The 13892-nt window shown below is 64.3% G+C and carries 9 protein-coding genes; 2 read left to right on the forward strand and 7 right to left on the reverse strand.

Translation table 11 applies throughout. The annotated features are described in order from the left end of the window. From Q9R13_RS05645 to mobF, 7 genes are all read right to left on the reverse strand, one after another. Positions 1–969 carry a PGN_0703 family putative restriction endonuclease gene (locus Q9R13_RS05645; protein ID WP_458295166.1) on the reverse strand — a complete coding sequence of 323 codons (969 nt, stop codon included), beginning with the start codon at positions 967–969 and terminating at the stop codon, positions 1–3. After that, positions 956–3709, reverse strand: coding sequence for a DUF1156 domain-containing protein (locus Q9R13_RS05650; RefSeq protein ID WP_310964090.1), 2754 nt, complete (start codon positions 3707–3709; stop codon positions 956–958). Before Q9R13_RS05650 ends, Q9R13_RS05645 begins: the two co-directional genes overlap by 14 nt. A gap of 146 nt (positions 3710–3855) precedes the next feature. Next, positions 3856–4983: a hypothetical protein gene (locus Q9R13_RS05655; protein ID WP_310964091.1), complete on the reverse strand. Its 1128-nt coding sequence runs from the start codon at positions 4981–4983 to the stop codon at positions 3856–3858. Further along, a complete protein-coding gene (locus tag Q9R13_RS05660; RefSeq protein ID WP_310964092.1) occupies positions 4983–8393 on the reverse strand; it encodes a helicase-related protein in 3411 nt (1136 codons plus the stop codon). The genes Q9R13_RS05655 and Q9R13_RS05660 overlap by 1 nt, the downstream gene beginning before the upstream one ends. Before the next feature lie 123 nt (positions 8394–8516). Next, a complete protein-coding gene (locus Q9R13_RS05665; protein WP_310964093.1) occupies positions 8517–8834 on the reverse strand; it encodes a hypothetical protein in 318 nt (105 codons plus the stop codon). Positions 8835–8837: 3 nt separating this feature from the next. Beyond that, entirely contained in the window at positions 8838–9197 is a 360-nt protein-coding gene (locus Q9R13_RS05670) for a hypothetical protein (RefSeq protein ID WP_310964094.1), read from the reverse strand. Positions 9198–9294: 97 nt separating this feature from the next. Continuing rightward, positions 9295–12825, reverse strand: a complete 3531-nt coding sequence (gene mobF / locus Q9R13_RS05675) for a MobF family relaxase (protein WP_310964095.1) — start codon at positions 12823–12825, stop codon at positions 9295–9297. Positions 12826–12914: 89 nt separating this feature from the next. Here mobF and Q9R13_RS05680 point away from each other — a divergent pair, with 89 nt between their 5' ends. Further along, positions 12915–13208 (forward strand): hypothetical protein, encoded by a 294-nt coding sequence (locus tag Q9R13_RS05680; RefSeq protein WP_310964096.1) that lies wholly within the window; start codon positions 12915–12917, stop codon positions 13206–13208. Between the two features lie 167 nt (positions 13209–13375). Further along, positions 13376–13831, forward strand: a complete 456-nt coding sequence (locus Q9R13_RS05685) for a hypothetical protein (RefSeq protein WP_310964097.1) — start codon at positions 13376–13378, stop codon at positions 13829–13831. The last annotated feature ends 61 nt before the right edge of the window (positions 13832–13892 follow it).

Here is a 13892-nt window from a genome sequence, read left to right on the forward strand (position 1 = left end):
TCACGCTCCTTGCCTTGCAGTCGCCTTGCGACGTGAACTCTCCAGTGAGCGCCAGGCAGCGTCACTCCACGCTAGGTCGACGTACCGGCGAGACAACTCGAACGCCGCTGCTTCGTCTAGTGCCCCAGCCCTTTCGGCCGCCAGCAGGAAAGTCGACCAGTGCTGGTGCACTACCGATCCTGGTGTCGCGACGCCCGCGATGTAACTCGCAACGCAGTCGGCAGCGTTCCGATCATCGGGATGCGTGAGGATAACCAATACAGCGTGCTCGCCTGGGCACCCCTCTTGCTCTTGCACGGACTCGGCCAACGCATGACAGCGGGTCAACTGCCTGGTGCGGTTGTCGGCGAGGCTCGCATTCAGATCGAGCCAGGATCCACTGCGGATTCCCAGGTCCGCGTATTTGCTTCCATGCATGCCCGCCGTTCGCCGCGTCGAGAAGCGATCCGCGAGCTTTGTCTCAACGGCAACCATCTGGAGGGAACCCGCGACAGTTGTGAACCGCAGCATTACGTCGACGAGCGTCTTGTCCCCGAGGCCGTACGTCGTCCCTTGAGCCGCGAACTCGAATGACGACGTGTCCAACCTGGCCAGGTCGGTGCGACCCAAGAGAGCGTTAAAGAGTTCTGCGCATGCCGTCGGCTTGCTGACGGCCGTCGCGAGCATGTTGAAGCTGAGTGTCTGACTCGATGTCAGATACTTCGTGCACCGCTCTGGATCGACACCCCAACCCTGCGACCGACGCTCGGTATAGCGCTGAACTGCCTCGTGGTCGAGGAAGTTCAGGTGACGTGCCGCCGCATCATCGGGCAGAACTGATCCGCAAGGCGCACCGCTCCCCGCCAGACGCCCGTACCGCTCAACACCCAGAACGGCTGCGCGATACCACGCCTGATGAACACGTACTCGCCTCATGAATCGGTGATCGGAACTGGGGAGTGGGCCAATCACGACGTCACTCATCCTCATCGAACTCGAACGCGCCCTGTGTCTGAGTGGTCTTCTTGGTAGTCCGGGCAACCTCTAGGACCTCGGGCCAACTAGTCACCAGGTTGTTGAAGCTGAGTGCGTCTTTCGTCCAGCTGTTGCTCTCGGCAACGCGGAACAGGAGGTGCGCAAGCTCCTTCACAAGATCTGGATCGACGGCCCCATCCGCGCGGCCCAGCGCCGCCCGGAGGAAGTCACCTGCCGGCGCGATTCCATCCCGCTCCAAAACCTTGATGAGGTGGTGGAGAGCCTCCCAGTTGCTGGTGTGACTGTCCTTGAGCACGTCGTAGTCCCAGGGCAGGTCCGCAGGTTTGATGAGTTGTACGGTCCCTGCGCGGCTTGTCAGGATCTCGTCGCGGTCCATGACGTCGACACTCGTGTTCCGAGCGCGCGCAAGATTGTCAGCGTCGCCGAACTTGCCCGCGCTGTACCCGTGGCTGCGATACCAGGCAAGCGCAAACCTTGATGTGGCGTCGAAGTCGCCCTCCTGCTCGTTCAGTACCTGGTCAAGGATCTCGTTGATCCGAGCGAGGGCAGAGCGCACGGTCATCTTCGTCCCGTCCGGTTCGAGCACCGCGGAATACCGACTGAACACCGCCATGCCGGGTCCGATTGCCGCCTGCGGCATATCGACTGGCGCGATCTGCCCTTGCTGAAGTTTCCGTAGGGCGTCTGGCAACTCCGCTTCAAGCGCCGCGATGAATCCGCGACGATCGGTCGTTGCCGATCCTTCTGGGCGTGGCCTTAATGATAAGACGATCGACGACGCCAAGGCATTTGTTCCGCTAGCGATCATGCGGTTGCCCATCTCCGAACGGTTCGGCCAAGTTGACGTGATCTCCCAGCCGGACTGGATCATCCCTTCCAGCAGCGTCTCCCAACCGGTGGAGGCCTCGCCCGTGCCATCGGACTCACTCTGCTTGAACGCATACCAAACGGTGATCGGGAAGTCCTCAGACGCAGATTCCCTGGCCCTCGCAAAGACGGAGCGGAACCCGTCTTCAAAAAACCTGCGCGCTCCGTCCTTGCCATCATGTCGGTACGGGTTTGCAACGAGTTCCTCGGCCTTCGGAACCAGGACGGTCGAGAGGAGGTCCGGGTAGAACGGCCGGAGTGCCCGACGCAGCCAGACGTAAAAGAAGTCAGACAGATCTGAGTAGTCGATGTTGTCGTAATAGGGCGGATCGGTGGCGATGACGTACGAGTCATACGAGCGAGCCGCTGCGTCAGCCTGCTCGACTGACGCCTCCGCTGCAGGAACCAACGACTCAAGGACCTTCGCGATACCGTTGAGCGAGGTGAGGTAGCCACCACCGTGCTTAGCAGACAGAGGTGGCGTTTCTGGAAAGTCCCACGCCATCGGTATCGCCTGCCGCTTGAACAGGTTGATGGCCTGGTCCATGCTCGGTTTCCAGTTACCAAGCGAGTTGTTCATGTCTGTCGCCTTGCTAAGCGCAAGGCCCAGATAGGTGACAACGGCATCCGCATAGGAATTTGAGCCGCCATCTACCAACACGCGATCGTGTGCCTCGGCTATTAGGTCGCAGAATGTGGTGAGGGCGACCAGTTGACGGTCTGTAAACAGGTCCGAGAAGCGAGCCAGACCGTACTGCGGAGTCCAGAGGTTGCGTGGGTCATAGCCCAGTTCGTGGTCCGGCACATCAGTTGGCCGCGACACCCTCGCCGCGAGTTCGTGCTCGTCAGTCGGCGGCAAGTAAACGCGTTGCCGATTGCCCTCTGCAACAATCGCCATCAAGCGAGTCCCCATGCGTCCCGCGACGCCCTCGGACTTTATGTAGTTCTTGCTCACAGCCGAATCGCAAGAAACGCAGACTGCGCCTTGACGGCCAGACATCGTCCCGTCCGACTTGGGGCCGCCCGCGCCTTTGCCGAGCTCGAACTTCACGCGAAGGCCCGACGGATGCGACGGATCACCAACCACCGAGGGGATCACGTACCTTTCGCGCCCCTTCTTGGTCCCGAGCCACCAGCTGCGGACGAGTGGCGTTTCGATGCCACACGCCGGGTTCGGACAGATAACAGTCCGGGCCCAGATCCATGCGATCACATCTGCCGTAGTTCCATCGTCGAGCTTCGCTAGCGGATAGAGGTGGCTGATCTGAACCGCCGCTTCGTCCCTCATCCACTTGCCGTAGGCCCTAACGTCCGCCGCGAGGCCATCAGCGCCCCGCCACACGCGAATCTGAGACTCGGCCAAGCCAGGAAAGATTGGAGACTGATCCCTAAACTTCGGCGGGATCTCGATGAGGGCCCTATTGATCAGGACGGGGACAGGGTTCAAGTCGGACGCGTGCGAAATTAGGCCAAGTCGTTGGGCCTCAAGAGGGATCGTTCCGCCGCCGGCGAACGGATCGAGGATCGTGGGCGGGTTGCCGTCTGTTGACTTCAAAATTTCAGCGTGCGCCTCCGCCAGGAGCTTTTCGTCACGTGCACTGTTCCAGTCGACAAGTCGCTCAATCAGCGCGTGGAGGCGCTCGCGTTCCGCGCGTTGAAGATCTTCCGTCGGGAACTCCTCCGGGTGCGCGGACGGGTCATCGACGAGCTGGGCGAAGAGCACGGCACGGGCAGCCGCCAGCGGGCGGCGGGCCCACCAGAGGTGCAGCGTCGAAGGGTGACCGTGCCGGATCGACTTCTCCCGGGCAGACTCCCGATTGATCGCCTCCAGCGGCAACGCCACCTCGATCAGCTTGCGCTTCTGCACTACAACGACCCCTCTGCCCGACCCCGGGCATGACCAAGCGGCGCAGGAGCGCCGCATCCTCTGTGTCCAAACCTAGCTGCGACCGCCGACGGAACGTGGCGCTACGTCACATCTGACTCACGGCCACCACTCGAGCCACGCGTCATTCACAGGCCCTTCCGCATCGAGAGGTAGTGATCGGGGTACTCCTCGAGCGCCCGGAGACGGCCCAGCCCTCGTGAGTCCTCTGCTTCGGGCATTCCTCCGAGAAGATCCCCACCATCGTCCTCGGCCGACAGAACGAGGTTGTCGTTGCTGGCTACCGGAACCTCGTCGCTTCCTCGTTGGACGGCGTAGAGGAATCCTGAACGGATGTCTCGCCCGATCTGCGAACTTCGCTCGACCCAGTTCATGAGGAATCCAGGCGCAATCTCTACATCGCCGGAGTAGCCAACCACCCGCGACCCGTCGGAGACCTTGTGCGTGATGATCCGCTTATCGCCGGCGGGGAGATCCTTGTTCTTGCTTGAAGCAAGGTCCTTCACGTACTGGTCGGCTGGCGGTTTGGCTGCCGTCGTGCGTTCGCCCCATCGTGTTGCGAGGTCAGGCAGTGGCACCGTGCCACCGAAGCCTTCAAGCGGCCGATGTAGAACGACGGACTCACCCTGCGGAACTTCTGCGAAGGAATGCTCCAGCGAGTGCCCGGGTGGGACCGCCAACCGAGGATCAATGTCCGCGAAAAATCGCTCCGCATCGAACAGCGTCTCGATCACCGATCTCCCCTGAACGCCCGGTCGGTAGCCGTGCTGTGCCTCCTTACGCGCCCGCTTCTGAGCTTCGGAAGCATCGCCCTGGAGCTCAACGTAGGCGGGAGGAAGCGCGACGTAGTCTGCCCAGTGCCACACTGATCTCATGACTTGAGCTCCCGCGTGGAGCGGGACGCTGTAGCAGCGCTTCTCAACGAGCAAATCGTCGAAGACGACGGGCGAGTGCGTCTCGCAGTTCCTAATTAATTCCAGTCCCGTGACGACTCGACCACCTGCTGAGGTCCCCCGCAGACTCTTGTAAGGCTCTCCGAGCTCGGGCTCAAAGACCGCCTCGTCGAGGAGGTTCACGATCACGCAGGCGTTCGCCGCCTCGATGAGCGCTGCCTGCTGGTCTTCGATGGTCGCGTACCAGTACGACAGGACGGCGCGCCGCAGAGCTCGCATGTACCGCTCGGCCTTTGCGAGTGCCGCGTCGCTCAACCGCCCGAGGGGGCTGCCAGCCGCGCCTTCAGCGCTTCGGGTTGTCATCAGAACGGCTGCTTCCCCTTGGCCCACTGTTTCGCCCAGTCGCCTCGGATACCGGTCGCGTCGAAGTCGCCGAGGTCGGTGGTGGCGAACGGGTCGTCGAGATAGCGGACCTCGTCATGCTGTGCTCCGCGCGGGTCGACACGGACAAGAGCAAGACGGTAGCGCGGGACGGCGTTCTTGCCGGTCATCACCTCGTTGTGGGTGATGAAGAAGTCGGTTGCGCCGTCGATACGTGCCTTGACCTCGATGCGATAGGTGTCGCCCGTCGCGCCGGTAGAGAGGATGTCGAAGCCGGGGTTGTTGAACGCCTGCTCGACGGGCTTGCGACCGAGCTCTCGCTCCCGGGCGAGGACCAGGTCGACGCCGCGGCGCTCGACTTCCTTCGTCTCCTTGGCGTGGATAGGTGCGGTCGCGGGCAGCTCGCCTTCCAGCATCCCTATGGGAAGCACGAGTGCGGCGGTGACGATCCGTGGCGGTTTGGTCGACATGAGCTGCTGCTGGTCGAGCAACTCCAGCCGCTTGCGAAGACGCACGTCGAGTTCGACGGCCTTGCGGTTGAGACTCTCCGACGACTCCTTCGGCTTGTCGCCCACCTGCTCCTTCTCCGATGCGATCACGGCGTCGAGGAGGAGGCGGTCGCGTTCGCCTTCGAGGCGCTTAGTGACGAGGGCGCGGGCCTTGCCCAGCTCGGCGAGTCGTCGCGGCTGGACTTCGACGAGGTACTCCGGCAACTGGTTGGCGATGATCCAACTCGTTGCCTTATCCTCGGCATCGGCGAGCCAGGGCAAAGCACGCGCGGCGGCAGTGGCCGGACTGTCGGGTGCTGCGACGCAGTCGAGGTACGGAGCGGGGCCCGCTGGGGTAACGGTGCCAAAACTGTCGACGAAGGCATAGCCGAATCTTCGTGACACCGACCCGCCCGTGGCGTCAGCAACTTCCTCGATCACTCCGACGAGGAGGTTCGGTTCCTCCAAGGTCGAGGACACCAGGACGGTGCCTCGGTTGAGTGTGCCGCCGAACTGGCGGACTGCTTCGTCCATGACTGCGTCGTGGAGCGGGTGACCTGGCGCGAGCAGGTCGGCTCGGGCGAGGTCTTCGCCGCCGACCTTGCTCAACTCAAAGGTCACCCGGTCGTACTTGGTGGCGATTGGCCCCTTGCCCGCGGCCCGGATCTGCTGGGGCACGTTGGCGATCTCGTAGCGACCTTGCTCCCGCTTCGCGATCCGGCCACCGAGGCGGTTGAACGCCGCCTTGAACGCGAGTTCGATGTAGTGCGGCTGGAGACGGCGTGCGCGGGCCTCGTCCATCGCCGCTCTCAGCGCCTGGAGGTCCGCCTCTGCGAGGTTTTCCGACGCGAGGGCTCGCTCGTCGAGCAGGTCTTTGAGTCCGTCACCGACGGAGGCGTCGATGACCTCGTGCATCTTGGCCTTCACGTCTGGGCGTTCGCCGTACTGGATGGCCTCAAGCAGGAGGGTGCGCAGTGGGGTCTCGGTGAATGCTTCGCCGAGGACGTCGAAGACCTTGCCGCCGTAGGTCTGGCGCATCTGTTCGAGCTTCTCCAACAGCCGGGTGAAGACCTCTCCCTCACGAGTGTTGGAGGCAACGAGGTTCCAGAGCCGACAGACCTCTTCCTGGCCGATGCGGTGGATGCGACCGAAGCGCTGCTCGATGCGGTTGGGGTTCCACGGCAGGTCGTAGTTGACCATCAGGTGCGCGGCCTGGAGGTTGAGTCCCTCACCCGCGGCGTCGGTCGCGAGCAGGATCTGGACGTCGCGGTTCTTGGTGAACTCCTCGGTGATCAGACGACGCTCGCCTCGGCGTACGCCTCCGTGGATCGCGCGGACGGCATCGGGCTTGCCGATTAGTGACGTGATCCGGCGATGGAGGTAGTCGAGGGTGTCGCGGTGCTCGGTGAAGATGATGAACTTGCGCGGCCACCCGCTGTCGTCGGTGATAAGCGCATTGTCTTGGAGGATCGTGGACAGTTCGGTCCACTTGCGGTCGGTCCCGACGTCGCGGACCTGCTTGGCCGACTTGGTGAGGTCTGCGAGTTCGATCAGTTCGGCGTTCAACTCCTCGACCGTCTGCGCAGCGGTGGCTGCGTCGAGCAGTTCCTCCTCGATCTCCTCGATCTCCTCGGCATTGAAGTCGTCCGAGTCCAGATCTGAGAGGTCGACCTTGGAGTCGGTGTCGGAGTAAGTGCCGTTGAGGATCTCCTGTTTCTTGCGTTCCAACCGCTCCGAACGACGTACCAGACTCCGGTAAATCGCCTCGGGGCTGGACGCGAGTCGGCGCTGGAGCACCGTCAAGGCGAAGCCAACGGTGTTCTTACGCTTGCCGCCGAGCTTCTCGGCGCGGTTCATGCCCTCGCGGACGTAGTGGGTTACGTCCTCGTAGAGGTCGTACTCCAAGGCTGTCAGCTCGTAGGGCACGGTTTCGGCGATGCGTTCCGGGAAGAGCTTCTTGCCCTCGAAGGTGAGCAGGTCTTCCTTTGTGAGGCGTCGCATGACGCCATCAAGGTCCGCTGACTTGGTGCTCTTGCCCTCGAACCGGTCGCGGTCAAGGAGGGTAAGGAAGAGCTGGAAGTCCTCCTCCTTGCCGGAGTGAGGGGTGGCGGTCATCAGCAGCAGGTGGCGTGTGATGTCGCCGAGCAGTTCCCCGAGCTGGAAGCGCTTGGTCTTCTCCAACTTGCCGCCGAAGTAGTGCGCACCCATCCGGTGTGCCTCATCAACAATGATCAGATCCCACTCGGTCTCCTTGAGTTGCGCTTGCAACTCCTCGTTGCGGGAGAGCTGATCCATCCGCGCGATCAGCAGCGGGTTGGACTCGAAGACGTTGAGGTTGACGTTGGCGTCAATCAACTGATTCGTCAGCAGGTCGAAGCGCAGCCCGAACTTGAAGAACAACTCGTCTTGCCATTGCTCTACCAAGCCGCCCGGCGCGACGATGAGGCAATGCTTGACGTCGTCGCGGAGCAGCAGCTCCTTGACGTAGAGGCCGGCCATGATCGTCTTGCCCGCACCGGGGTCGTCGGCCAACAGGAACCGCAGTGGCGTGCGCGGCAGGAGCTCGCCGTAGACAGCCTGGATTTGGTGCGGGAGCGGCTGCACGTCACTGGTTGCAACCGCGAGCATTGGGTCGAACAAGCCGGCCAGCGTGATCCGCTGCGCTTCGGCCACCAACTTGAAGTCACTCGCGGTCGCATCGAACGCGCGGCCACCGGTCTGCGCGGCCGAAAGGGTGCCCTCGTCCTTGCGGAACACGACCTGCTGGCCGAGCCCGCCAGCGGAGTGCTTGTAGGTCAGCTCCAGCGCGTCGGTGCCGTGCCACTGCACGGCAACAACAGTGATGACCTCGGCCGGGATCAGCCCGTCGATCCGCAGACCCGGCTTGAGTTCCTCGAGCAGCACGTGTGAAACCTCCTGGTTGACAGCCTGCAGACGCTACTCGGACGTACCGACAGTTTCACGAGCCCGCCGAAGTGACGGGCCGGTTGACTAATCTTCGCGGTAGCGAGCGCCCGTGAAGCGAAGTCAGAGCCGGTCGATCCAGGTGTCCGCCTCACGCTCATCCCACTGCGAGGTGGCACTTCGCTCGCCAGAAGACCTCGGACCGAGACGCGAGAGGACCTGCAGGCCCTCCTCGTGGGTGAGCGCGCGCAACGACTCGACATTGCGGCCGGTGGCCGACTCGACGGCTTGCCGCCGGTCAGCCATCGATTTCAGGCCACGGGCATCGAGCGCCTTGCGCAGGAGGTCCACCTGCCAGTCGGCGATCGGCGTCGGCGCGCTCGGCAACTCAGCAGGCGCCGGGCTCGGGTCGTCACCGAAGAGGGAAAGATCGTCAGACACAGGTCAACTGTAGGAAAAGAAAGTGCGGGGCTGCGCACGCCTGCCCGTCACCCGCCGGACCGCGAGCGTGAGGAGGCGCAGCACGACTCCCAACGCCAACCACGAGACCTTGATGGCGTCCCACCCCAGCACCAAAACGACTAGGTTCAGCCATCCGGGCGCACCGACTGCGATTGCCTCCGCGAGGACGTGCATCCCGACGAGGAGCACGGACGCTAGGACAACCAACACCGTCAAGGTCCGAACGCGGGGCGTCATCGCTCGGACCCGACGGGCCAACAGGTTGGTCGGGGCGTAGATCTGCAGGGATCGGTGCGCGAGCGCCACCGCAGCGAAGACTGGAAGAGCAAGCAGGAGGACCATCGTGATCCCTTTCGTCGGATCTTCACTGCGTACGCCACAGCCGTCCTGAGCGCGCTCGGCAAGGTTGGACCTGTGGACGACGACCCCGCGACCGCTCCTATGGACCAGATATCGCCGGCGCACTGAGGGTCTGTCGCGGCCAAGGGGCGCCGTCGCGCACACTCGCCGCAGCACGAACCGACTCGAGCGCCCGCCGTCGTTCGTTCTCCTGCGCCGCGTTCGTGGACCGACCGCCGACCGGAAGGTCAGACACGATCCCGTAGCGGTCCCGGTAAGCAGCAACGGTGCTGACCTCGGCGATCCACGACTCGCGGGCCGTCTGGTCTGCCGGTGGTGCTACGAGACGGCGCATCCATGCAGGCCGCTTCTCGACCGCCTCCTCGGCGAGCGCGCGTGCACGGGTCTCGATCAGGTCCTTGCGCTCGTCGATGGCCCGGCGGTTCTCGTCGCTCATCGGACCGAGCGGCTCAGGGATCAGACCGACAATGAGTCGGGGCTTCACGGCGCGCTTGCCTCGGGGCACCGATGAGGCTGCCTTGTCCACGCGGTAGGTCAGGACTGCTGCCGCGTCGTCAGCGTCTGCAAGCCCGTGCTGGGCGACGACCCGCGGCACGAGTCGTTCGAGATCGTGGTGGTTCGCCTCGGCCCTGCGGAGCGCGGCCGCTAGCGGGCCGAACGCTGTCGACTCGGTGACGGCATGGTGCTCGGCGTCGCTGAGTCCGGAGCGCCGCAGCAGATCGACGAAGCGGTCGTGCTGCGCCTCGGCCGCGATGGTTTCGAGTTCTGCGGCGAGCCTGTCGATGCCGACATACGTCGAGTACTCGTCCTCGATCGTCGCGTGAGCCGACTGGCTCGCGCCGGTGTGCTGGAGCACCCCGTAGAGCACGGTGCGGGCGGAGACGTCCTCGGGCTCGGGCGTCGAGTGGCTGTCGTCGGGCTGGTCGAGCGCTACGTAAGCGATGTTGGCGTCGCGGCCGCGCGTCATCGACACATAAAGGTTCTCTCGGGCGGTCGAGGACGAGACCACGACGTGTGCCGTACCGACGGTGATGCCCTGGGCCCGATGAGCGGTAATCGCGTAGCCGAGATCGACATGCTCACCGACGTAGTCCGCAGGGAGGACCGCGCTCCCCCGTCGCTTCGTGTCAAGACGCCGTACGGCGACCGACCCGTCCTTACGAATGTCTGTGATGCGCCAGCGATCGCCGTTCTTCACCCAGCCACCTCGCATCGTGCGGAGCGATCGGTCGTTGCGACGAGTGATGATGAGATCGCCGACCGATGCGCGCGATCCGTCGGCCAGGTTGATCTCGCGACCGTCGTCGGCGCCGTCGAGCACCACGCGCTCGGCACGCGCTCGCTCGTTCAGTGCCCGCACGGCATGGGCCGACTCGGTCACGAGGATGCTGGCGCGTCCTTGGAGCTGATCCGCACGCCAACCCTCGTACGCCGCGTCGAGCATCTCGTCAGTGTTGCCCTCTTCGATTCGGTGTTCCCGGGCGTACGTCGAGATGACTTCGACGTCACCTCGGCGCAGCGCGAGGGATGCCGCCTTCTCCCAGACGTGCTTGAAGCGATGGATCTCGGCCAGCTCCGGAGCATCGGTGCGACGGTCGACCAGGAGCGCGAAGGCGCCACCAGCGTCTATGGCCGAGAGCTGGTAGGCGTCGCCGACCAGTAGGAGCTTCGCGCCTGCCGCTGCAGCAAGACTGGAGAGCCGGTCGAGGGTCGTCGTCCCGGCGAGCGTCGCTTCGTCGACGATGACGAGCTGACCGGCGCGAAGTTGATACTCGGGGTTGTCCCGGTCGTGCTCGAAGAGCCACTTGGTGGTGTTGTCGCAGACGATGCCAAGATCCTCGGCGAGCGTCTGTGCGGCGTTGGCCGACGGAGCGAGACCGATGACGCTCCCCTGCCCGTGCTCGGAGATCCAGGCATGACGCAGAGCTCGCATCGTGGTGGTCTTGCCGGCGCCCGCCGGTCCGACCAGAAGATCCAGTTGCCTTCCGGAGACGGCGATGGTCCCGATCGCGGCTCGCTGTTCCGGGCTCAGCTTCGTGGCTCGGTGCGCGACTCGTTCAACGATTAGCGGACTGGTGGTCGGTGCACCCAAGGCGGAGGAGCGGTCGAGCAGTCTGGCCTCGGCGTCGAGGACGGCCTGCGAGGAGAACTTCACGGAGTGGCGCGGACGGAAGACGCTCGTGCCGTCAGTTCGGCGAAACCCGGAAGGGCTCGCTGCCAGTTCTGGCGGTGTGAGGGAGACCGACGTCTGCTCGGCTGCGTCGACGATCATGCCGACGATGGCCTCGCGGTCGGATGTGCTCGCGAAGCGTAGGTCCATGGTCTGTTTTGACGCTTCGGCCAGCAGGTTCCAGTGGCTCCATGTCGATCGCTTCACGCTGACGGCGCCCACCACGTCGGCGGCAAGCGCGTGCACCGCAGGGATGGGCACATCGGGAGCTGCCAGGGGCTGGTCAGCCGAACGAGCAAGCAACGAAGCCGCCCACAGCTCAGCGGTGCCGTCGACCAGTTCACTTGCCCGAGTGCGCCACTCGGCGGTGAGGTCCGCGAGGGATCGGATCTCCTTCGGTGGTCGGGTGGCGAGCGTGGCCTGGGCGCGGAGCTCCACGATCTTCTTCTCTGAAGGCATTCGACCGTGACTGCGACGGTAGGCGGCGATGAGGCGGTCCTTCTCGAGCTCGATCTCGCGGCTGCGTGAGGAGAACTCTCGAAGCACATCGTCGCCGACCCCGGCGATCTCCCATTGCGGGTTGCGGTCGGCGCCCCGAGAGCGCAGCTCCCACTCGATGCCGAGGTCGCGGCTGAGGCGGTCCGCGAGGACAGCGTTGTATTGAGCCGACAGGCCCGTCACCGCGGCGTGGACAGGTCTGCTGTCGAGGCTGCGCCAGCGCTGGTCCCAGACGGTGAGGACCTTGTTCGACACGACCAGGTGCGTGTGGAGCTGGGGGTCGCCGGCGCGTGAGTCGTAGTGGTCGTAGGCGACCGCGGCCACTCCGACCACGTCGACCTGGGCGACGGCTCCGTCGCAGTCGCTGACTCCGGTCCGGGTAGCTGCGACTTCTCTTTCGAAGTAGTCGAGGACGTCAGCGACGGAGTCATGGTGCGCTTTCACGATCCGTTCCTGGGTGGCGGGATCGGCGACGCCCCAGAGCACCGAGACCGACTTCGGGACACTGAACGTGAGATCGAAGCCCGCCACCGCCTGCCTCATGCCCGCGGCCGTCTCCTCGGCTTCGATGCGCGTGGTCTCCGCCGCGCAGTCATCCAACGTCATCTCAGGGTCAAGCGCGTCGACGCGGTCCTGGATCCGCTCCGCGAGCCGCTTGTACGACGGATAGGCGCGCCCGAGCTGATCGCCGGTGATCGGGTCGCGTCCCATGCCGACGAGGAGCGCGAGCTGCTCCTCCGTCACGACACACCCGGGCACGAGCTGACCGTCACCGAAGACTCGGACCCCCGAGCCCATCCACCGCCCCGGCGGCGTACCTGCCTCGGAGTAGTAGCGCGTGAGAGGTGTGGAAAGCGCGCGGTTGCCGTCACCCGCGGCGACGGACCGCAGGAGGTACTTGTAGCCACTGCCTGCTGACATGCGACGCATCGAGACCGTCACGACCGTTTCCTCTCCACAGCCCTCAGGTGCGCCTCCTTCTCCACAGGAACCTCGGTCTGCCATGCGTGTGAGATCGAGGAAGGGTTGAGGTGGAGGAGGTGGGAAGGAGGGTGAGGAGGGCTGAGGAAGGGGAAGGGGAAGAGGAAGAGGAAGAGGAAGAGGAAGGGATGGGGAGATGGGTGAAGAAGAAGTGGAGGGAGAGGAAGAAGGCAGGCGAGGGGGTGGGAGGTGACGAGTACCTATCCCCTGAAGTCCCGGCAAATCGACCTGCCACGGAAGGCGAAAACAGGCTTACGATGAGGCCAGACGATGTGTCGCACCGCCCGCGGGGCGACTCGTCCGCCTCGAGCCGACAGGCAAGAGGGAGCAGGAAACGCACATGACTCATTTTCTCGGGTTGAGGTCTTGGGCGGCCGGCGCGGTGGTGTTGGCCGTGGCATCCGCCTGTGGTGGCACAGCCGCCGATCCCAGCGGTTCGAGCTCACTTTCCCCCACGCGGTCGACGCCAACAGCTGGCTCGACCAGTGCGTCGCCCTCTTCCCCCGAGGATGTGGCCGCGACCGACGCGACGGCAGTTGTCCGGAAGTACTTCGCCACCCTGGACCGGCTTGGGCAGCACCCAACCAGTCGCCTCAGCTCACTGGCCTCCGTCACGACGAGCACCGAACTGACGGCTGAGCGAGCATTCCTCCGGGCGCAGCACCGCCGCGGCGAACGGCAGGTAGGAAACACACGGATCGCTCATCTGAAAGTTCAGTCGGTCAATCTCGACAATTCGGATCCGACTGCGGGAAGGGTCCCGACGGTCTCGATTGACGTCTGTTGGGACGTCAGCAAGGTCGACGTGGTGGACCGGACCGGCAAGTCGATCGTCAGCCCGAACCGAGCGGACAGCCGGTGGACTCGTTACGACGTCGCGAACTATCACTATCGAGCAAACCCCAGCAACGGATGGCGGGTCGCCGACGCGCACGACCTGAAGGCGACACCATGCGCGGTCTCCTGAGGCAGACGGCTCTCGTCGCCCTTTTGGGTACCTGTCTGGCGGTTCTCACCTGTTCGAGAGC

This window comes from Nocardioides marmorisolisilvae (genome assembly GCF_031656915.1).
In the GTDB taxonomy this organism is placed as follows: Bacteria; Actinomycetota; Actinomycetes; order Propionibacteriales; family Nocardioidaceae; genus Marmoricola; species Marmoricola terrisoli.

Bases quoted from the DNA above. Each gene is read 5' to 3' on its own strand.
- Q9R13_RS05645 (WP_458295166.1), bottom strand. From the start codon at position 969: ATGAGGATGAGTGACGTCGTGATTGGCCCACTCCCCAGTTCCGATCAC.
- Q9R13_RS05655 (WP_310964091.1), bottom strand. From the start codon at position 4,983: ATGACAACCCGAAGCGCTGAAGGCGCGGCTGGCAGCCCCCTCGGGCGG.
- Q9R13_RS05670 (WP_310964094.1), bottom strand. From the start codon at position 9,197: ATGGTCCTCCTGCTTGCTCTTCCAGTCTTCGCTGCGGTGGCGCTCGCG.